Raw genomic sequence first — 21,717 nt, 5'->3', positions numbered from 1 at the left:
GCGGAGTGCGAAATTTTTGCCGTTCTAAATAGGTAACAGATCAAGTCGAAACTTTTACAACCAACGCTCTCCTCCCCTCTAGCCGGACTTTTTAAAACGCGCTGGTGTCACTCTAAGTTCTCACCCCCGGCTCCCCGAACGCCATGGTAGGTACCCTGCTCCCAGCAGAACTGATGTCTAGGCGGGTACAACCAAAGGTAGCTGAAAACGTTGTGAGTTGAGCATCAATAAAGGGTGGTCCAATTTCCATATCTAAACTCCTTTATGTAGTGAAAATTTTAACGAATGGTTCGTTTTTCCACACACTGAGGGGAATCCTTCGAGTGCAAATTCAACAGTTTTTTTCGTAAAGCATAAAGATATGCACCAATGCATAAATCAGTCGAAAAATGTCATTACACAGCAGCAGTGTCCAATTTTTCCTACCTGGATCTCCCAAATATTCGTCAAAAGGATCGTGTATCAGCTGAAACCGCATGTGTTTACTGAAAATCGGCTACTGCACCCATGGGCTTGCTGACTGGTGCCATCCAGGACGACAAGCCACTCCAGCCTCGACCAACTCCACGAACAACGAATCACGAACAGCCCAAATAAAACTACGCGCCTCACATTGAAATCTGGAAAGACCGAGGCACCTACCTACAGTGCTTTTCACAAGGAAACGCGCTAATTGAACTGACAAACCCTCTCCAAATCCCGACAGGCATCAACCACTGATCGAAACCAGTAACAACAGCAACCCTCCAACCTTACCCGCTTACATAAAGAAGTACTCACTTACACCACTCCCCATCGCAAGGACTATGAGGAATCCTCACTTTCAGAACCTGAAACAACAGGAGCAAGAGCGGCCCCTGGCCGGGCTGTTATCTGATGTACACCATTCTTAACACTCGAACGTGTGCCGGCAGCGCCCGAGGAACGGGTGCGTTCGAATTCTCGATCAGCAGCGCCGGCGTATGCTTCCGGTTGGATACTTAAGGGGGGAGTAGCCCCAAGCACAGCAATGATCTGTGGCCGGGAGACTTCTTGGAGGATGTGTCCGTAGTTGGCCACCGTCTGGCGTGAAACGCCTGCAAGAGTGGCTATCGTGACTTGCGTCAGCTTTTCACCGCGCTCCTGGAGCCCTCGGCATGCAGCGCGAATCTTTGATTCAGTAGCTTTGTGCCGCAGTTCATGGGTCCGCTTGGCCGCCTGGCTCTGGCGTTCTTGCAACGGCAATGACTTGTCGAGCCCCATAGCACCGCGACAGCACCTGGTGCTACCGACATAGCGGGTCCACGTCCACCGGGCGACGGATCTAACTGTTGCCCTCACTGAAGACAACATTAAGTCTTGGCTAAAGCCATTTCGAGCGAACTTGTTGTGGTTATGTGCAAAAGCTTCTAGCAGTCGCGTGAAAGACGCCAACGTCCCGCGTTCGCGCTCCCGGTTGACGATGCTGTACGCGTAATAGCGCAATTGCTCGAACAGAATGCAGTGCCTTGAATGCGGGAGGTCTTCTAGCTTGGGACCTGTCTTCCAGGGAGACACCTGCAGCTCAACATAGTCAGCCAGTTCGCCCAAATCGTAGACGTTGTTGTGCAGTTCTGAGGTAGACCACCAGGGATGACCAGGTGTCTTGGCGACAGGTCCGCTGTTGTAGTCGGGATCGGCATTAAGGCGCAGTGCGAAGGCCGTATAGATGGCCTTCATATACTGAATGGGTTTGTCTCGGGCGTTTTCGGTCGTGCAGACCGGGGGAATTGCATAGAAAAGGTGGGAGTGGCCGTTGTTCCTATTGCGAACCACCAGGTTAGGCGGTGGTAGCCCCTCGTCGTCCCAAGCCAGCGAATTTGAGTGATCGAGGTCAAAGATTAGCCACGACACCATGCCACGGCGGTTGATCTGCATGTAGGGATAGCGGATCGCGTAATCGCGCGGCCGTACAAGAGTTGCAGTCTTGTTATCGCTACACCGCGCAAGATACGGAGCCTCACTTACAACGCGGTTTAGTGCCGTGCCGTCTTCAAAGAATCGCCCCGATGGTGAATAAGTCCCTGCTGTTGGCCTATTCGGCTGGCCGTGCCCAACCCTTTGGGATGCTAATTCCATTTTTTTACGCCATTTGGCGGAAAGCTAATCATGTTGGCCTTCTGAAGCTTGCAGGAAGCCGCAGTGCCAGCCATAATCGGCTCACCGTTTGTTGTTGTTGAGCAGGTTTTCGCCGTCGAAAGAGAAATACCTGTTCAAAATTTTTCCAAAAAGCCCGGTTACCAGCCGGGCTTTTTGGTTTCTGCTATTCCGCTATGCCACTTGCATCGCCTCCACATGAGTCGTCACTTCCGCAAACCCTACCCTCGCAGCGTCGGCATGTACCGATTCAAGACTCTTATAAATCTTGCGGCGGTCTGACCGGGCAATCGTCATGTAATCCAGCGTCCCGTCCGTATGAACAACAATAAGCTCCCACCCGCTTTGCATAGCAGCAGGGGCCACAATGGCGGTCTTAAGGCCACCCTTATTGAACAACTTGCGCATCGCTGAAAGATCCACGGCCATCACGCCCCTCGAATCGTTGTGGTAATAACGAGTCAAGACTAAGCGTCCTTGCATGAAAAAGCAAATTCATGCAGTTTTTTGCGTGATAAAGGTCGTTGCCGCGGGGGTTTTGGTGCAGATTTCAGTGGTTTTGTGTCGCGGAAACTACAGCGAAAACAGCTTGCGCTCACTTGCAGAGGACGCCCAACCCCCGCTGTTCCAGCGTTCGATGGCATCGACCAGCGTCTTACCGCCCTGCATCACCACTCCGTCCTCCAGTGTCATGCAGGACGGACAAATCACCACAACCTCTCCCGTACTGGATCGATGAACTGGCTCCACATCGGGCTTCTGACCACATTCAGGACATGCCCTAACAAACGGGTGATGCAACCTAGCGGACTCCAGCTCGGCCAAACCCTCACGCTCGGCTGCTTCACTGAGAATCGAGCGCAGGCCGTCCACCAGGTCATCATTACCCCGTGGGTCCTCTCGTAATAACTGCTTCAATATCTCGTATAGCGCGCCACGACAGTCCATCGGGCGCCCTTCATACCCAGCTCTAATCAGGGCTGACTTGACCTGCAAATCTGCTGCTTTCATGGGGGTCTCCACGACTACCAATACAAAACCATCCCTAATCGAGAGATGGTCATGGGGTCCAATCAATCCATTTCGGGCCCGTCTTCCTGTAGGCCGATGTACCTTTCGGTCATCGTGTCTTTGAGAAGCTGTTTTTCAGCGGAGTCATTCACGCGCGACACCAGGTCGTTCATCAACGCGACCTCGCCTTGGATATTGATATCGTCCGCGTTGATCACAGCCATTTCTTGATCAATACGAACCATGAGGTCGTCCAGGCTGATTATCTGGGAGGGGTCAAACGGATTCTGAATGGTTGGGCTGGGCGTGGGTTCGGATTTACTCACGAGCGGTAGGCCCAAAGAGGCCGGTTTACCCATATGTGTAAACCTCAACGGCTCTGCCACAGGCTCAGCCGTAGACGTGGCATTTGCCCCAGTCGGTCCATCTTTCACCACCGTGTCCAGCTCGACGGTCCATTCGCGGCGATAACCAGGCTTTTCAACCACACTGCCATCTGCCTGAGACAGTTGCAGCGTAACGGGGACGGTGCCCTTGTCCTCGATCCGCACGCGTTCCCCTTGTTTGAGCTGTACCTGCTGCATTGCATCTGCCAAGCCAGTGCCCCACAAAGTTCTGTTGCCCTTGTCAGTTTTCACGGTGACGAAGTAACTTTGTTCCTTATCCGGCTTGTTCTGATAGGGCGCTGCACCGTGGTCAACCAGTTCGCCCTGAATGACTTTCCGGTTGCTGACTGGGTTGGCCATGTACACTTTGCCGTCTGCTGCCAATGACGCAGCGCGCTTTCTGCTTTCAATATCGTTAATCAATGGAACTACAAAATCCGTCGTTTCATCCAAGGCCCTAATCGACTCCGGAAAACTCTGCGATTTTGCATAGAAGTCCTCGATAGTTCCCTTGAAAGCTTCACGGTAGCTATCGTTTTCCATGTAGGAACTGATCATAGCCAGGGCATCAGGCGATTTATCGTTGGTGGCCACCAACCAAATGGCGTGGTCTTCCCCCCTCAATCCCATCACCGTGTCCGAGGAACGCACATCAGACTCGGACAACGGGTCGCCTCCTGGCATTTGCATGCTCTTGCGCCATTCAGCTTCACGTTGCACCAGTTCGCTCGTGCTTTGCGCTGACGCAACAGTCTCAGGCGCCGCTGTATAGCGACTTAGATCAAGGGTCGCCGGTTGCCCGTTATGCACGAAATTGATCGGGGTAGGCGCCTCTTGAAGCGTTACAGCGTTTGCCTTTGATTCTTGCACTGCCGGCGCAATGCCTTGGCCGTCACGTTCGATTTCAAGCTCTGCACGCCGTGCAGCGAGGCTCTGGTTCATACCTTTATCGGTGAAGTGCACGTCCATGCCGTTCTTGGCAGCAGCCTCGACTACCAGATGCTTAAATTCAGCGCTGCCGGTGATGGTTAACGTGCTACCAAAACGCTCCTGAGCCAATTTCAGCGCCACCGCCACGCCCGACTCAGTTATGCCGGTCCGGCGCAGGGAAATGGCCTTGCCAGTATCCACGAACAGCGTCTTGTCACTCTTCTTATCCAGGTAATGCACGTTCTGACTGAACCTGGCCTTACGCATGTAAATGTCGTTCGCACTTAGTTCGCGTTCTCGGGCCTTGGCCGTCTCCGGGTCTAGCTGTTTACCAAGGTTATCAACGATGCGACGAACCTGCTCACGTATACCAACAGGCTTTCGACCTTTGGGCCTGCTGATGGAATAACTAGGATCTTCTTTTTCATCTTTGATAAGACGACGAATCTCTGCGCTGCCCATAAAGTTAACCTCAATGTCTGCGTTATTACTCATGATTGCTTCGCGCGCTTTCAGACGTTCAAACGTCAACACCGAAACAAGTTGCGCCTTGTCTTGTCGTGTTAAACGAACGTCTGAAAACACCGAGCGCCGTAATTCAAAAAATTGTTTATTGACCCGTCGCATCGCTTTGCGTTGGGGCGGTAGTGATTGATTGTTTTCTATCTGCCGATTGAAATAAGCCGCAACCGTAGATGCCTCACGGTTAATTGCGATGGGCTTATGTTTAGGTTTTTTAATAACCAGTTCCGACTCAACTGCGAGCCTAAGAGGCGCGAACAACCGTTGGCTGCGGACTTCGATATCGGAAATAGCGGCGACGCGGTAGGGGTTGCGAGGGTGGGGCGGTGCTACGGTTCTACTTCGCTTGGGTTGTCGGCTTGTTCCTCCCGTTCTTGTACGTCGCGTTGCTCCATCTGCTGCCTTAGAAACGCCGGGAGTTCGTCGTCCTGATTCCCCGGTGGATCCTCGTCCTCCTCCGGCTCGTATAGGCGGTCGCAGTCTAGAATTTCCTCCCGGTTGCGACTGTCCCAACTGAATACGTGCATCGCCGGGCAGTAGCACCGAACCGTGACCGACTCCGGTTGATCCGCCTTCCCTGTGGTCTGCCACATGGCTACCGGGCACGTTTTGCAAGCCAGAGGAAGTCCTGGTAGGTGCTCGGCCCTGAGTTTCAGCAGAACTTCGCTGGTTATCTCTCGCCCGTTCGGGAGCGTATAAGCTGCCATCGCGATCTCCATAGGTCTGATAGAACGTCCGCTCGCGCTCGGCCAGTAGCCGAAGTCGCTCATCCGGGGATGACGCGGTGTAAAGCTTGCGAAAAGCCGGGGTGGCTTTACTGACGTACTTAATTTCCTTGGCCCGCTGAGGCCAGGCTAGTAAGCGGTCCTGGATAACCTTCTTGTCCAGCGGAGGCTTTTTTAACTCACGTCTGACAATGAAGTCGTCTTGGAAGATGGTGTCTTTCAGGTTGGTAAACTTCGCGTCACCGGGAAGCTTGACTGCGATGTATTCGCTGTCCTTACCTTCGTTGCGAATCCGTGTTTCACCGTGCTCAGCAACAAGTGCGTAAAAATCCGAGCGGGTTACTACGCCACGCTCAATGACCTGCTTAACAAGGCCTTGTTTAAAGTCACGACTTTTCCCATAAAAATCGTCACCTTTATAACGTGATAACACGCTAGCGGCATCCTTTATATCAGCGCGCACATGTTCACGCGGTGAAGCCAGGTTGTATTTTTGGTTGATATATTCTTGAAAAGCCTCAAGGTGTTTTTCGGATTGCGAGTAGCTAGAACCAACCGGATCGAAGATAGTACCGGACAACATATTTAACTTTGGTATTATGATATGGATATGAGGTGTGCGTTCGACCATATCGCCGGTTGATTTGTCCTTTATCTCTTTTATTTTGGGCAGATGCGCTTCCGCGTAAAAATTAAATTCTTCCTTCTTGTAGGCATACATAAAAAATTGTTTGAACTCTTGCGTGACTGCTAACAACGTCTCGTGAGAGATATGATCCTCACGAAAAGCCAAGGTTATAGATAAGTACCTGTCTTGACCTTTGTCAGGAATGCTTTCGTAGACCAAACGTGTCAGATTAAGATCACCATCAAGCATAACTCGCTCATCAAGCTCATCACGGCTAAATTCACGACCAGCTTTAGTACCGGTTTCTAGATATTCTTGTGCACCTGCATTATAGCCTCTCACTCGAATTAGCATTATCTAACCCCGCCCGCAATAAGATCTCGATATTCACAAGTGGATTGATAAGCTTCCTGTATAATTCTTCATTAATAATACCAACTCTGTGAGCATGGTTAATGCGGTGTGCTAACTGATTGATATTATTACTAGCCTTGTTATATGCAAACAGCAGTTTTTGATAATCAAGTGGCTTGGCCTCTTTGACGTTGAACGTAACTTTAGAATTTAAAAAAACGTCCCTTAGAAACTCAGAGGCTGACATCTTTGCTGCTTTAAGTTTTTTCTTTATTTCGGCCCCATCCTCCTCATTAGTCCGAAAATGGAATACACACGTTTTCTTCTTGATCTCAGCCATGGAGCCTCCTACCAAAAAATGATGTGACCAACCTGACAAAATGACCAACAACAACAGGCTTTTCCGCTCTGCGGGGTTTCAAAGGGGTTTCCCCTTTGGCGCGTCGATGAATACGGGGGGGAGCTTCATCCCCCCGTATACATCGTCAACGTGCCTGTCTTTTGATTCCGATTTTTTCGTACAGCCCAGTAACACCCCTGAAGTCCCCCACTTGCACCCCACATTTGCCCCTGATATAGCCCACATGTACACTGAAATACCCCAGAAATAACCCGCAAACTACCCAGGAGGTCTAGTTTCACCATGACAAAACTGTCTCTAAGCGAAACCTTGAAGCAAATGGCGGGTATGCATGAAAGTCGATCTGAAACCGACCGCCTACGGGATGTGTATGCCGATATAGAAATGGCCTTACAGAGCGGTGTGAGTCGAAAAGCTGTTCTGGAAGTCCTCCACAAAGACGGCTTTGCGATGAGCCTTAAAATGTTCGATAAGGCGCTATATCGCATCCGTAAAGCTAAGCGCTCTAACGTCACTACAAAATGTCATGCAGATGAGCATCGCGCCGGCGCTATAGAAAGCGAGACCTCGACAGACCAACCACCTCTGGAAAAGCCCGTAACATGGCCACGCAAACCGATGACTCCCGCAGATTTTCGAGAAATTAGGAATCAGCCACACGACTGGGTGGCATTATCCAAACCAGTAATCAAAAAGTGATTAGTCACAACTAAGGTGTTACCCGTTAAGGGCAGCTTTCTAACGATGCTTTCCGAACTTTTTTTTAACATCCGCAGGCAGACTATTGATAATCTCTCTTTGCGCTTTGTACTCTTCATAAAACCATTTATTGGTTTCATCATTTTGTTTAGAAATAATGGTAAGCCAGGTCACACCCCCCAACGTCAACATCATGGCAAACACAAAACCGACCAGAATTATATAGTTCATGCGTGTAGCATGTGTGTCCCGAACATTTGCAGAAATACCTTTGACCCTTCTCTCCAGTTCCTCAACTTTGATTGAGGCTTTATGAAGCGCAGGATCAAACGTTCGCTCTAAACTCACATGTATAGCACCAGAAAGCTCTGACCCCGCTTCAAACGCAACCCGTGTTGCCGTAGTTTGAATGGCTTCCTTGGTAGCATCTTGAAGCTTCTGAGCGGTTGATTCTGCATCAGCTACAGCAATGGCAATAATCTCTAAAGAGTCTGAAATCGATAGTTTCAGCAGTTCCGGTATGGCCTTAATATCGTCGTGAACCCTCCCGAGGTCGCTTAGCAACTCAATCATCAACGCTTCGCGTGCAGTTTTAGGTGGAGCGGTTTCATCAATCATGGCGAGCCCTCAACTGAATAGTGCATCGTAAACAGCATCTAGCTTCCGATTCACACCTTTACATAATAGTTTTAGACCATACATATCTGACCACCGCTCACGATCTCCTGCAGCCGCAGTCTTATCCTTGAGCAATGTTTTATAGTCAACTCCATCAGCCATTAGTCCCTGTAGAGTCATGCGACGAATCGACAATGCATCAAACAATTCAGTTTCGTAAATCGCACACCGGTTATTGAGAGAGAACGTTTCATTTTGTCCATGAAAGTTTTGAATAATCGGAAACTCGCTTTCTACGTCTCGTTGAACACGGTTGAATAAGACCTTGATTTTTTCGGAAGGAATACCAATTGCCGTCAAACTTTCGATCATGCGCACCGACTCAATTTGTTCTTTTGTACCACTTGTGACAGGAATAATATAATAGTCAATATTTTCATGAGCCTCTTCAAACCCTTCAAGATTGACCATAAAATCTTCGACGTTAGAAGCGCCCACGTCGATGATTGCGCTATCTGCAAGCATGACTTTCTGTAAAAGTTCGCGAAACATGTCTCCGCGCAACTTCTCAACATCCAGGCCAATTCCTTCCGCCGTTTCATTAATTGATTCAATCGCATAAATTGGTGCGTCGTCCATTCGCGGAGACAACAGGTGCGCTGCAACGGTTGTTTTTCCTATATTTCCAGTGTAATTAATCACTGCTACTTTCATGTTAATATTTCCTTGGCATATTAGTATTAAAACAGCCATACTACGTATGTTTCGAAAGTCAAAACCAATAGAGGGTGATAACGAATCAAAAGGTGTAACGGTAAAAAGTAGTCTTAAAAAACTGCATCAATTCCGGGGATACGCTCTCCAAGAGAGTTTTCCATATTGATCACACGGGCGCGTTCCAGCGTGGGCAGATATAAGGTTTCGTTGCGTTCCACCAAAAAGCCATCATCGTTAATTACATCCACACACTCTCTGCGGTGCTTCATACGTGGTGTTACTTCCATCGTGGGCTGAAGACTGACCGGCGCTATATCCTCGTATTGTTTTGGCCAGCGTGACTCCCAACCACCAAGGCCGTCGCTCATCCCATACCACAACACTATGTTGTCGCTGATCGTGTCGTAATCATCGTCCAGGACGATGTAACGAACACGGTGTGTTGCAACATGCCAAGCAGCAACAGCCCAGCGAGTCACCACAGTGAACTCACGTACAGGATCAGGCCGCTCGATTAAAAATCCTTGCATCGCCTTTTGTCCGCGCTTACGACACGCCACCAGGTAGTTTTTGTTCGGATAGGGGCGACGCGCCATCAGCTCTACATTGGCTTTCAACGCCAAGCCCAATTCGGCACAGTTCAAATCTACGAGCTGACAGGGTTCAAAATCCCTGTTACCAAATATCCGCGGGGTTATATGAATAAGCATTCATTATTTCCTCAATGAGTTTTCGAGCGCAGCCGAATGCCGAGCGCGTATGTCCATGCTGAAAATGGTGGAAGGGTCTATCCAAAACCAAGGGCTCCGCCCTTGTTATCCCGCTCTTGCCGCAGAGGGCTCAGGAGCGCGGGGTGGTGAAACTACCCCACACCCCAGAGCAAGGCTTTGGGTGGTCGAGGTATCGTCAAGTGTGCGCTGCGCCCGTGCATCCGTTCGCCGCAACGATGAAGCCGTTACGACGAGCCGGGAGCGCGGCACCTGACGTTTCATAGAGGGGATTGTTACAAACCAACTCAGGCATAGACGTCATGCCATTCCTGGCTCGTATTCGTCGTCTTGGTCCAGGGTCTGGTCTTCCTGCCCCCGGTAGCGGACATCCTTACGATATTGAGCATCGTTCTGCTGGGGCTCCGTCTGTGGCTCTCGTATCCCGAGTTTTATCCCCGCTGCCACGCTTTCGGTGATATCGCGTAACTGCGCGAGGCTCAACGGCGCCTGGGGCTGATCAGACAGTAATTCGTCAAGAGTGACGGCCCCGCGACTGATTCGTGACACGTCGCCAGTGGCATGTTCGGCGACGAAAGCAAACACTTCTTCGGCATTCATCTCTGGCGAGTTTTCTGGATAGGTCGCGTCAACCGCACGCCATAAATCTTTCAGCGTATGAACCTTGTCAATAAACGGCATATCGACCGTGCGGGTGTCACTACGCGAGTTCATGATCGCGCCCAACAGCACGCGCTTTTCGTCGGGATTGAAGGTGGTTATTCCGTAGTGCCCGAGTCCTTCGTGCTTAACACATCGGTGCAAAGCGGCTTCGTTCCGTGATTGAGAAGCCACAACGCAGATTGCTTGTCCAACGGGAAGGTACGCAGCTTGGACGCTTTGGAGTCGCTCGCGGGCTGCTGTGTCGAGTGGTTGTCCAACGGCTTGTTCGATGGCATCGATGTATTCCTTCGTGTCAGTGAATAAAAGCACTCTAACCTGGTCGATTAGACCAAGCTCCTCTAGGGCCGCTTGAACAACCCGCTCCGCTTCAACCTTATCCATAGTAAACCAGTCTCCCTCGCTAGAACGGTATCTCTGGATCGAAACCATCATCATCGGAGGCCTGTGGGGCTGGCTGTGCAGGCTTGTTAGCGGCGGGCTTTGACTTGCTCCTCTGCGCAGAGTCAGGCTGTTGTGGCCCGCGTGCGCCCTGCTCGGCTGGCTTTCCGTCTAGTAGTTGCAGGGTGCCGTGCATGTCCACGATGATTTCAGTCGTGTACCGCTTGATACCGTCCTTCTCCCAATCACGGGTTTGTAGCTTGCCCTCGATGTATACACGCGAGCCTTTACGCAGGTATTCACCGGCGATTTCTGCGACTTTTCCGAACAGTACAATCCGGTGCCATTCGGTTTTTTCAACCTTTTGCCCGGTTTGCTTGTCAGTCCACTGTTCGCTGGTGGCCAAGCTCAGATTCGTTACCGCGTTGCCGTTCGGTAGGTAACGAACATCGGGATCCTGGCCGCAGGTCCCCAAAATTGTGACTTTGTTTATTCCACGCATGATGATTTCCTCTATTTTCCATATGGTTTAAGCGGAGGTCTTTAAAGTCAGAACGCACCTGATTTTCAGCGGTTGAACACCAACTGCACCTTGGCCTGACCATCGAGGCGCAACGCGGCGTCGAACGTCTTGCCTGCCTTGGTCTTAAAACCTTTGATAACCCCGATTTTACCTTTTGTCAGCAGGGTTTCGATCTGGCCGAAGGTCAACGTTTTTCGGCTGACTTCAGTCCATAACTTGAAGGTGCATTTGCGGCATCCAATCACCTTGGGCGTTACGGCCAACTCACCGCCGCACATTGGGCATTTGGCGTTGAGTTCTGGCGGCGCGTCCTTGACCAAGGCCTGCACATTGCCCAAATCCACCGTTCCCACCTGGTGCGCGATAAACCGCTCCAGTTCGTCCAGGAACGCGTCTACGGTCAACTCCCCGGCTTCGATCATCAGTTGCTGTTCATGCCAAAGGGCGGTCATATCCGGCGTAGTGGCAATAGCAGGCAATGCCGCAATGAATTCCAAGCCCAGTGAGGTCGGGATGAACTTTTTCTTCACCACCTCGTAGAAACCACGCTCTTGTAACTTGGTCAGTATTGAGCCCCGTGTGGCTGGGGTGCCGATACCACCGTTTTCGCCAGTCTTGCCCTTGTCCCGGTCCAGCAACAATTGCTTGATGCGCGGATCAACCACGTACTTGGCCACCCGCTTCAAATCTTTAAGCAACTCGGCCTCGGTGTAGATCGGCAGTGGACGGGTTTTCTCTTTTGAAACGGTGATGGACTCACAAACACCATTTTCAGCAGCCTTCAAAGCCGCAAGAGCGTCGAACTGGGCTGCTTCGTCCGTTTCTCCGGCGTCGTCGTCATCGTCAGCACTGCTGCCAACAAGCGCCGTCCAACCCGGCTGAGTCGTTTTATTCGAGCGAGCGATAAAGGTATGACCGGCCACCTCAAACAGCACCTCTGCCGCCAGGTAGCCCTTGGCAGGCATGAATTGCACCAGGTAACGTTTCACGATAGCCAGGTACACCGCCTTTTCATCGGGTGATAGTTTGGCGATATCCACTTGGGTGCCGGTTGGGATAATCGCGGTGTGCGCCGTCACTTTGCTGTCGTTGAATGCCCGACTTTTGCGCCGTGAATCTACCTGGTCAAAAACCAAGGCAAAATCCGGTAGTGCCTGGGCCAATGCCGCCAATGTCTGCGGCGCATCGAAAAACTGTTCCTCAGACAAGTAACTGCAATCTGAACGGTTGTAGGTGATGGCCTTGTGGTTATCGCGCAATGACTGAGTGATGGCTAACGTCTTTTCTGACGTAATCCCATGCTCCTTGCTGATCTCTGCTTGCAGCATCAGCAAGTCAAAAGGCAGGGGGGCAAGCTCCTGCTTTTCCACCACCTGCGCCCGAGTAACGATCGCAGGCGCGTAATGACAAGCGGTTGCGATGGCCTGGGCGTATGACTCGTCGATGATTCGGTTTTTGTCGTCTGCCGGTGCATCGTCCGGGACCACCAATTTCGCGCTGACCCGACCGCCAAACGTCAAATGGGCGCTGACCGCATAGAAGTTAGCGGCAGCATGGTTCTTGTTCGCCAGGTATCGATTCACGATCAAACCCAGGATAGGGGTCTGCACTCGACCGACCGATAAGACCCCTTTAATCCCCCTAGCCCGCGCTGCCAAAGTGCAAGCCCGCGTCATGTTAAAGCCGTAAAGCTGATCACCGATGCTGCGTGCCAGGGCCTTTTGGTACAGACCGTAAAACTCACGGTTGTCCTTGAGGTTTGCCAAGGCTTTGAGTGCCGTATTGACGTTAAGGTCGTTGATCAGCACACGCTTTACTGGGCGGGTATTGCCGAAATACCCCAACACCTCGTCTACCAGCAATTGGCCCTCGTCATCAGGATCACCAGCGTGAACGATCTCTGACGCCTGCCCAATCAGCTCTCCTACCACTTTAAGCTGTTCATGGGTGCGCGCAATCGGCTGGTACTTTATTGGACGCAGTTTGAGCGGCAAATCCGTGGCATCCCACTTTTCGTAGGCCGGGTTGTGCACCTCGGGCGGCGCCAGTTCTAGCAGATGCCCAATGCACCAGGTCACAACATCCAAACCGCACTGAAAAAAACCACCTTTGTTTTGCGGATTGCCCAAGGCTTCGGCAATAACCTTTCCTAACCCTGGTTTTTCGGCAATAAAAACTCTCATATTTAAACCTTTGATAGGTAAACAGTTGTTCAAAGAATTTGTTTTAGTTAGATGTCGTAGATGGTTGGCTGAACTTCAACTGCGAAAGCTCTTCTTCAAGCGAACTTGATAACGCTTCTTCAATGATGCACCTATGCGAGACATTTTGCTTTTGTGCACGTAGAGCAATGGCTCGGTAAAGGTCGTCATGTAACAAGAACTTCATGCGCCGAGGCTCACAGCTGTGAGCCTCGGCTTGATGAACCAATAATGACTTCATACCCAACCTCAATAAGTGAGTACGACTTGGGCCGATTGCCCCCCAGCAACGGCGTTAGCAGTGACTGTTGCGTTGCCTGAGACAGTTCCTGTTAACCGCGTTGTGATTTGCCCATTGGCATCCGTCCACCCAGAAGTACGCGTTAGCGTCCCAAGGTTAGTGGTCCAGAAAACCTGGACACTGGAAGCCAAATTTCCCCGTGCATCCCGCACAGTGGCGGTAATTTCCGTATAAGCAAGGCCATTAGCCCGAATCGGAGTAGGCGAAGCCGTCACTTTGGTCACTCTGGCCGTGCGGTTGTCCGCCGTCAGCGTGACTTTGGTGACTTGGTGCTTAAACCACTGCCCGTAGCCATCACTGAAGCGGTGACGTTAGCCACACCCACGGCGTTGCCCGTCAACGTGATTTTGGCCTGGCTGCTATTGCTAGACACGCTGGTACTGCCGCTCAACGTCCCAAAGTCTGTAGTCCAGGTCACAATCAGTGGTGTGATGCTTGAACTAAATCCGTTGCCGTTGGCATCGGTTAGGTTGGCGTAGAAGGTGGTTTTATCCACCCCGTCAGACACGATGTAAGGAGGTGCCACGTCGATGTTCAAAATGCGAGCGGTAGTAACGTCCGATATAAACACCAGGTGCTTGGTCTTACTGCCCTTCGCGGCCTCGGCGGTAATATCCGTTGATCCCGCTTTGACGGGTGACTTCAAGGTCATCCTGGCCTGACTATTCGCATCTGTCAGCGACGTGGTGGCACTCATAGTTCCGCGTGCGTCGCTGTTGCGCCAGTTGACCTGTACACCTGCCCCAACCAAATGCCCTAGGGCGTCCTTAACCGTAGCCGTGAACACCTCACTGTCGATACCTGCAGCTACTACCTCGGTCCGTGGGCTGGTTAACGTCACCACCTGAGCCGTTGCGGCATCTGGGATAAACGTCACGTGCGCTGTATTAGAACCGGCAACAGATCGGGCCGTTACCGTCGCGCTTCCAATATCCGTACTGCTTAAAGTGACAATCGCCTGGCTATTGGAGTCGGTCACTGTGCTGGTCTCTGACAAGCTACCAAAGTCTGTGGACCAAGTAACTGTTACGCCAGGGCCGACAAGGTTAGAGCTGCCATCCTTGATTGTTGCCACCAACACACTGACCGCTGAACCATCCGCTACAACCGAAGTGGGTGTAGCCACCAACGCGGTGACTTTGGCGTTGTTTAGGTTAGCCGTGACCGTGATCGTGGTGCTGGCACTGCCGCCCGGTGCTGACGCGGTAATGGTATAAGGCCCTGCGGTACTGCCTCCGAAGCGGTTGAGCGTCTTACCAGATTCGTCCGTCTGGGTAGTGGACCGCATAAGACCGCCTCGCGGCAGGCTTGACGTACTTGACCAGTTGACTTCTATGCCGGCTTCCAGTGGGTTGCCATGGGCATCCTGGATCGTGGCCACCAGCTCGATACCGTACTCGACGTTGGCCGCTATGGTGGACGGTGAACCCGTGACGGTTACCACCCTGGCCGTGGTCGAGTCTGCGTTTAGCTGCACCGTCGCCGTTGCATCACCCGCTACAGCAGATGCTTTCACAGTGGCAGTACCAGCCTTGGTGCCGGTCAACATCACTGTAGCCTTACCGCTGGCATCCGTAATGCTCGATGCGTTGTCCACCTTGCCGATATTGCTGGACCAGTTGACCGTCACACCGGCACCGACTGGATTGCCCTGTGCATCCTGGACGGTGGCCACCAACGTACTGCTATCGGTGCCATTGGCGGTGATTGAGGTCGGTGTAGCCACCAGGCCAATCACCTTCGCCGTGGTGTTATCGGCTACCAGCGCAACCGCCGCCGTTGCTTCACCCACTGCTGCCTTCGCTGTAACCTTCGCAGAGCCTGCGGTGGTGTCAGTTAACGTGACCGTGGCTTTTCCGCGGGCATCTGTGATGCTCGATCCGCTCGACAGCTTGCCAGTGCTGGTAGTCCAGTTGACCGTCACACCGGCACCGACCGGATTGCCCTGCGTATCCTGGACGGTGGCCACCAACGTGCTGTTGTCGGTGCCATTGGCGGTGATCGACGCGGGTGTAGCCACCAGGCCAATCACCTTCGCCGTGGTGTGATCAGCTACGAAAGCGACAACGGCTGTCAATGCACCGGCTGCGGTCTTGGCTGTGACCGTTGCCTTACCTGCTTTGGTCCCCGTCAACGCTACGGTAGCTTTACCGCTGGCATCCGTCATGCTGGTAGTAGTGGACAACGCGCCCGCGCTGCTGGACCACCCCACCGGCACACCGGCGCCGACTGAATTGCCGTGGGCATCCTGAACAGTGGCCACCAACGTACTGCTGTCGATGCCACTGGCCGTTATCGAGCTCGGGGTGGCCACCAACCCAATTACCTTGGCCGTTGATCCGTCAGCGACTAGGGCGACAGTGGCTGTCGAGGCACCCGCTGCGGCCTTGGCTGTAACAGTTGCGTTGCCTGCGGCGGTGCCGGTCAACATGACCATGGCTTTGCCGCTGGCATCGGTGACGCCCGATGCACCGGACAGCTTGCCAGTGCTGGTGAACCAGTTGACCGTCACGCCAGCGCTGACCGGATTGCCGTGGGCATCCTGGATGGTGGCCATCAACGTGCTGCTATCGGCGCCATTGGCGATGATGGAGGTCGGTGTAGCCACAAGACTAACGACTTTCCCAGTCAACCCATCAGCCATCAGGGCAACGGTGGCTGTTGACTCACCAGCTGCGGCCTTGGCGGTCACAGTGGCAGTACCTGCCGTGGTGCCTGTCAGCATCGCCGAGGCCTTTCCGTTGGCATCGGTGACGCCCGATGTACCGGACAGCTTGCCAGTACTGGTGGACCAGTTAACCGCAACACCGGCGCCGACTGGATTACCGCTTGCGTCCTGGACGGTAACCACCAACGTACTACTGTCAGTGCCGTTGGCCGTGATTGAGGTCGGCGTAGCTACTAGGCCAATCGCTTTGGCCGTCGATCCGGCCGCCAATAGAGCAACGGCGGCTATTGACTCACCTGCTGCGGTCTTGGCTGTGACCGTTGCGTCGCCTGCAGTGGTCCCGGCCAACGTGACCCTGGCTTTTCCACTGGCATCGGTGACGCTTGATGCGGCGGACAGTTTGCCGCTGCTGCTGATCCACTCAACCTGAACCCCTGAACCAACTGGGTTGCCGTTTGCGTCTTCAACAGTCGCCACCAAGGCACTGCTATCCGTGCCATTGGCGGTGATCGAGGCCGGCGTAGCCACCAGACTAACCACCTTGGCCGTTGCTTTGTTGGCCGTAAAGCTCACTTTGGCCGTGGATGCACCTTTCACAGCGGCGGCTCTCACCGTCGAATCACCTACCACTTTTCCAGTCAGGATCACGGTGGCCTTGCCGCTCTCATTAGTCACGCTGGACGCTGCGGACAGTTCCCCAAGCGTGGTAGTCCAGGTAATGGGGACACCCGCCCCTATTGAGTTGCCGTTGGCATCCTGAACGGTGGCAACCAACGTACTGATGGACACGCCATCGGCCACAACCACTGCCGGGGTTGCCACCAACCGCACCACACGGGCACTCGCTAGTTCTGCACCAAATTCAGCACCGATTTGCGCTTGAGTCCCCAATAGCCCTTTGGCCGTAACCTGCACCGTAGTACGAGCCTTGCTAACCAGTGTTAGGCGGGCCTGCCCTTGGCTGTCGGTCTTGACATCTTGGCTCTTTACAGTGGCCCCGCCCTTAAAGCTCCACTCAATCGCCGCATTGGCAACCGGTGTGCCGCTGGTTTCTTGCAGAGTGGCCGTAAAAGTCACAGGATCTGCACCATCAGCTAGGGCGATAGGTTTGGAGCGCTCAATCCCAATCTTGAAACTGTCTAAATTGATTTGCATGACGTTGGATTGAATAACCCGGCCAAACCTGTCGGTGCCCACCGCCTTCAAGGTGTAGCTATTAAGGGCCGTTTCAGATGGGGGTAACACCAACGTGGACATGCCGCCGCCGCCATAAGGATGGGCATAGCTGCCAGCCGTGCCGGTCCAGCTCAAATTGCGGATGTTTTTGCCGCTAATAGTCACAGGAAACGACAACGTAGAGCCTGGGCTGCCGCGCAGTTGCGCGGGCAGGGTGATTTGCACGACGTCGTCTTTTTTGTAGCCCAGGATAATGTCGTACTTGCGGTCTATCAGGTTGTAACGGGAATTGCCCAACATCCGATTGGCTTTTATATCAGCTGGGCTAAGCTGCGTGTTCAGGTCAGAACCAAACTGATAATTCAGACCCACCCGAACGGCGGTATCTGAAAGTCCGCCTCGGCCCTGGCGATAATCCGCAGAAAGGGTAATCAGAGGGATCGGCGTGTAGATCAACGCTACGGTGGTTGCACGGGGGTCTTTTTGACGGCTTGAAGCCCCGAATAAACCCACCTCGCTACCGTAATACTGCTCATAGATCAGCTTGCCGCCGAGCTGCGGATACTGCGGTAAATAACCTTCGGCGCGAATATCCCAGCCATTGGCCGGACGCTCCTGGTAATACTTTGTATCGGGCGAATTTTTCCAGTCGCTCAAGCGCCAATAAGTGTTGCCTGAAAACTTGAATGAATCGGTCCACACTTCGCCGCCCAAGCCAAAACGGTCATTTCTACCCGTCATGTCGCGGTCATAGAACGCGTTCACTCCATACAACACGTTTTCCACCGTGTGCCGATAGCCCCCCCCTACGCTGATTGTGTAGCGGTAGTCTTCGGTCGAGACGTTGGAACGCCGAAACCCGGCCTGGGTAAAAATCAGATCCTTGGGCGTGTCATAAAACGGCATCAGTACATCAAAACTGCCGAAGCGCACACCGCTTTCACCGGCGCCCATGGAAAGTTGCGCTGTGGCTTTTTTTGATGCAAACCAGTCTTTGATAGCCTGGCTGCCGGCGGAGTTGGCCAAGCCCATTGCCAGGCCCTGAAACTCGCCAAAATCCTTGCCTTTACCGTCCTTGTTCAACGGATTGGCCACAAGTTGCTGATCGGACCTCGCACCTACGCCGTCCAGCAATCGATTGACCTTCTGCTTAGACCGCTCCATGTCAGTCGAGGCGCTAGCCAGCTCTGGCAGGTTGTAAGGATTTTCTGCTGTACCATGCGATACAGCTGCAGTTGCTTTTTTTGCACTGGTCGTCACAGCAGCTGAACTACTGCCCAACGTCGATTGGGCAGAATTAGGCTGCGTTACTGTCTGTAACGTACTGGCACATCCAGTGCTTGCAGCTAAATACAAAGTTAATAACTTACGCATTACTGCCCGAAAAGCGGGCACACGAACGGGCGGCCCCAGATATGATTTAGCCATAGCGTTAATACCCACCTGAAAGTGTAAGAAGCAAGAAGTCAGAAAGACACTTCTTGAAGTGGAGATAGAATAAAACTAACCAAACACCCTACCGAACTTGTCGTTTATCTTTTTGTTTATATTTTTATCGGCAGCAGGGCAACTATTAAGAAATTGTCCGCGTGCCGCAGCTGTCCTACTCCACTTGATCTTTCCTCTTTTCTTGATTTTTATACTGAAGTAATCTTTCTCAGCGCTGCGGCATTCACTCCCGCCGCTATTACCTGTGAACTTTCCAAACATGCATATCACGGTCTTACAAGGGTCCTTGGCAAAGGCCGGCGAAGTCGTAAAAACCGCCAACGAGAGCAGCGCCCCCGTTAGGTACTGCCGAGAACGTGAAACCGGAGTGCTCTTTTTAGCAGGTACAACTTTGTGAGCGGCCAAGCGCAATTGGGCCGCCGTAAATACGGTGAGTTTCATGGTCGTGTCCTATGTTGTGCGCGTAGTTGCGCTTGGTAGTGCAGGAAGGTTTATTGCTTGTTTTTAGGATTGTTACGTTTAAGTTGTTCTGCTTTCATTTGTGCATCATGAGGGGATGCAACAGCGGCTTTTTCTTCAACCATGCGTACAGGAACGGTCAGTCCGTTGATCTTGGTCGCATCCCCTACAGGTAACGGTGGAGGTTTGATTTTTGAACGCGCCAACAATATTTCATCCTCATAGTAAAATATCTTTCGCGCCTTGATTTTCATCGGTGCAGTCGTTTTCGTACCCTGAATGAATACTAGCTGCTGGTCATACGGCAATTCGTTAATGTCTTGTGGAAGCATCAACGGTACGGGTTGATCACTGTAGTTATCAGTCTGATTGCGGTCCCGCTTGGCTAGAGATTGGGTTTTAACCCTTACCGTCTTATTGCCCAGCCTTGCGCTGTACTCTTTAGCCAGTTCGATATCACCAGGGGCGAAGACAATCTCGATATGAAAAGCCTTCATAATCGCGTTGCCCTTCTCTGTGCCGTAAACAGCACGGATCTGATCCTTACCTTGAAAAATGATGAAATACCGCAGCCCCGCACCGCGTGTCAGTGCAGGCGCCGTTTCCATGATTTCCATGCGGCCCATGATCGCGAACTCGTCCATGAGTAGCGCCAGTTGAAACTTGTACTTGAGGGTGCCATCGGCGCAGTGCCCGCCGTGTTCCGGCAACGGCTTTGAGTTTTGTCGAATGGCCTGGGTGAAAAACAGGTTCATCAACGGGCCAAATTTTTTCAGCGATTCTTCGGACATGCTGAAATAGATCGTGGTTTTTTCCTGCCGGGCTTTGGCGAAGTCGATTTGCGGTTCCGTTTCACTGGGCGAGAGTGCCCAAGCCACGGTTTTCTCTGCGTACATCGACAGAACGTCGCGCACGATATCGGCTGTGGTGGACCAGCCACTGCTCTTGTTCTTTGATGCTTCGAATACGCCATTTAGTTCGCGCAAGGTCTCGGCGGATAAGGCACTAGGTCCGCTATTACGCTCGTTAATGACTTGCTGCGCCCATACCCCCATAGCAGACCCCAACGACGCTAATTCATACGCCTGAGGCAGCGTGAAGGGCATTCCTGGCGTTTCCATGATGTACAACAAGATGGCAGTGAATACGTTGCTGGCCTTGGTATACCACTCCTGGTTCTTCTCGTTGCTCGACACAAACAGCACGCTGGCCATGGTTCGAATTTCGCCCAGCCGGTAAAGCGGGTCCTTACTGATCTGCGACAGAGGATTCCAGCGGTGCGTCTCAAGGCGTTCAGGTGAGAAGCGGAAAACCTTGTGACCCGCCGAAGCCCTAAAACCCGAAGTCAGCTCCCAGTTCTCAAATTTCGGATCATTGATGACCATTGAATCGGGGTAGCTGAGTGCATTTGGAACAACCTCCCCCACGCCTTTACCTGTACCAGGAGGCGCGGCCAGCATAATAAATTGCTGCCCATAGCTGGCCAGATACGTGTCTTGGATAGGGTGCCTGCCGATCAGGAAGGGTGGATATTCCTCTATGCGCTGTTGCGGGTTTTGTGGACTGTAGGACGCGCTACTGTTTGCCATACAACTCCCCCTTTATTCACCGTTTATTTTTTGCAAGCAGCCCGGTACTCATCCAGTGTTAAACCAAGCGCCAAGCGTTTTTGATCTTCTTCAACAATGCCCAGATCAAACTGCTCCTGGGCTTGCCGGTCATAAGGAAATACACGCAGAAAATTAATGCGCGTCTGTACTGAATGAGGCCCTCTGATAAACAAGCGACCAAACCGGCGGGCCAAGTGCAAGCCAAAATTTCGGGACAGTTGAGCTTCGGTTTTCATACCGCCTCCTACCGACTATTGGGTTTCCACCATTATTTGGTATTGAAGGCGCTGCACCTTCAGAATCTCTGTTTTTACTGACAAGTGTGAGCGTTGCAATTCCAACAATTGTTGTTGGTTGTTCTTTATATCCATAAGCGCAGATACCACCGAGTATTCCTGCGCGCAGTCATCACTACAACGATAGGGATTAGTGGCAATTAACCGAATTGCAAACAGCCGATAACCAAAAACCATTGATAATCTCATATCAATAATC

The 21,717-nt window shown here is 52.3% G+C and carries 18 protein-coding genes; 1 reads left to right on the top strand and 17 read right to left on the bottom strand.

Annotated features, from left to right (window positions below):
• Positions 1 to 804: 804 nt before the first annotated feature.
• The 6 genes from JH25_RS00050 to JH25_RS00070 form a co-directional block, all read right to left on the bottom strand.
• Positions 805 to 2,097, bottom strand: a complete 1,293-nt coding sequence (locus JH25_RS00050) for a replication initiation protein (RefSeq protein WP_032881486.1) — start codon at positions 2,095 to 2,097, stop codon at positions 805 to 807.
• Between the two features lie 192 nt (positions 2,098 to 2,289).
• On the bottom strand, positions 2,290 to 2,580 hold the full coding sequence (locus JH25_RS00055) for a plasmid replication protein RepB (protein ID WP_236648102.1): 291 nt from the start codon (positions 2,578 to 2,580) through the stop codon (positions 2,290 to 2,292).
• Between the two features lie 108 nt (positions 2,581 to 2,688).
• Positions 2,689 to 3,126 (bottom strand): hypothetical protein, encoded by a 438-nt coding sequence (locus JH25_RS00060; protein WP_032881485.1) that lies wholly within the window; start codon positions 3,124 to 3,126, stop codon positions 2,689 to 2,691.
• A gap of 62 nt (positions 3,127 to 3,188) precedes the next feature.
• Positions 3,189 to 4,709, bottom strand: coding sequence for an LPD7 domain-containing protein (locus JH25_RS29175; protein WP_236648104.1), 1,521 nt, complete (start codon positions 4,707 to 4,709; stop codon positions 3,189 to 3,191).
• A 584-nt stretch (positions 4,710 to 5,293) separates the two neighbouring features.
• Positions 5,294 to 5,671, bottom strand: a complete 378-nt coding sequence (locus JH25_RS29170; protein WP_032881484.1) for a hypothetical protein — start codon at positions 5,669 to 5,671, stop codon at positions 5,294 to 5,296.
• Between the two features lie 974 nt (positions 5,672 to 6,645).
• Positions 6,646 to 7,011, bottom strand: a complete 366-nt coding sequence (locus JH25_RS00070; protein ID WP_032881481.1) for a plasmid mobilization protein — start codon at positions 7,009 to 7,011, stop codon at positions 6,646 to 6,648.
• A 303-nt stretch (positions 7,012 to 7,314) separates the two neighbouring features.
• Here JH25_RS00070 and JH25_RS27715 point away from each other — a divergent pair, with 303 nt between their 5' ends.
• The gene (locus JH25_RS27715; RefSeq protein ID WP_050549451.1) at positions 7,315 to 7,731 is read left to right on the top strand and encodes a hypothetical protein; all 417 of its coding nucleotides are present in this window, start codon (positions 7,315 to 7,317) and stop codon (positions 7,729 to 7,731) included.
• Between the two features lie 39 nt (positions 7,732 to 7,770).
• On the opposite strand, the gene JH25_RS00075 is transcribed toward JH25_RS27715, so the two are convergent.
• From JH25_RS00075 to JH25_RS00110, 11 genes are all read right to left on the bottom strand, one after another.
• Positions 7,771 to 8,349, bottom strand: a complete 579-nt coding sequence (locus tag JH25_RS00075; protein ID WP_032881479.1) for a hypothetical protein — start codon at positions 8,347 to 8,349, stop codon at positions 7,771 to 7,773.
• Positions 8,350 to 8,358: 9 nt separating this feature from the next.
• Positions 8,359 to 9,063 carry a StbB family protein gene (stbB, locus tag JH25_RS00080; protein ID WP_032881477.1) on the bottom strand — a complete coding sequence of 235 codons (705 nt, stop codon included), beginning with the start codon at positions 9,061 to 9,063 and terminating at the stop codon, positions 8,359 to 8,361.
• A 113-nt stretch (positions 9,064 to 9,176) separates the two neighbouring features.
• On the bottom strand, positions 9,177 to 9,776 hold the full coding sequence (locus JH25_RS00085; protein ID WP_032881475.1) for a DUF6012 family protein: 600 nt from the start codon (positions 9,774 to 9,776) through the stop codon (positions 9,177 to 9,179).
• A 318-nt stretch (positions 9,777 to 10,094) separates the two neighbouring features.
• Positions 10,095 to 10,838 carry a hypothetical protein gene (locus JH25_RS00090; protein WP_032881474.1) on the bottom strand — a complete coding sequence of 248 codons (744 nt, stop codon included), beginning with the start codon at positions 10,836 to 10,838 and terminating at the stop codon, positions 10,095 to 10,097.
• Between the two features lie 19 nt (positions 10,839 to 10,857).
• Complete coding sequence (locus JH25_RS00095; protein ID WP_032881472.1) at positions 10,858 to 11,340, bottom strand: single-stranded DNA-binding protein; 483 nt, start codon at positions 11,338 to 11,340, stop codon at positions 10,858 to 10,860.
• A 62-nt stretch (positions 11,341 to 11,402) separates the two neighbouring features.
• The gene (locus JH25_RS00100) at positions 11,403 to 13,541 is read right to left on the bottom strand and encodes a type IA DNA topoisomerase (RefSeq protein WP_032881471.1); all 2,139 of its coding nucleotides are present in this window, start codon (positions 13,539 to 13,541) and stop codon (positions 11,403 to 11,405) included.
• 267 nt (positions 13,542 to 13,808) lie between these two features.
• A complete protein-coding gene (locus tag JH25_RS29465) occupies positions 13,809 to 14,075 on the bottom strand; it encodes an Ig-like domain-containing protein (RefSeq protein ID WP_442961462.1) in 267 nt (88 codons plus the stop codon).
• Positions 14,076 to 14,107: 32 nt separating this feature from the next.
• Positions 14,108 to 19,078 (bottom strand): Ig-like domain-containing protein, encoded by a 4,971-nt coding sequence (locus JH25_RS27710; RefSeq protein ID WP_164699575.1) that lies wholly within the window; start codon positions 19,076 to 19,078, stop codon positions 14,108 to 14,110.
• 129 nt (positions 19,079 to 19,207) lie between these two features.
• Positions 19,208 to 19,594 carry a TrbM/KikA/MpfK family conjugal transfer protein gene (locus JH25_RS00105; protein ID WP_081883370.1) on the bottom strand — a complete coding sequence of 129 codons (387 nt, stop codon included), beginning with the start codon at positions 19,592 to 19,594 and terminating at the stop codon, positions 19,208 to 19,210.
• A 50-nt stretch (positions 19,595 to 19,644) separates the two neighbouring features.
• Positions 19,645 to 21,201 (bottom strand): type IV secretory system conjugative DNA transfer family protein, encoded by a 1,557-nt coding sequence (locus JH25_RS0127530; protein WP_032881465.1) that lies wholly within the window; start codon positions 21,199 to 21,201, stop codon positions 19,645 to 19,647.
• 23 nt (positions 21,202 to 21,224) lie between these two features.
• Entirely contained in the window at positions 21,225 to 21,458 is a 234-nt protein-coding gene (locus tag JH25_RS00110; RefSeq protein WP_032881464.1) for a hypothetical protein, read from the bottom strand.
• Between the last annotated feature and the right edge of the window lie 259 nt (positions 21,459 to 21,717).

The sequence above is a fragment of the Pseudomonas sp. BRG-100 genome (assembly GCF_000737955.1).
Lineage (GTDB): Bacteria > Pseudomonadota > Gammaproteobacteria > Pseudomonadales > Pseudomonadaceae > Aquipseudomonas > Aquipseudomonas synxantha_A.
The sequence above is the reverse complement of the archived record's forward strand: the minus strand, read 5'-3'. Positions and strand labels throughout refer to the sequence as shown.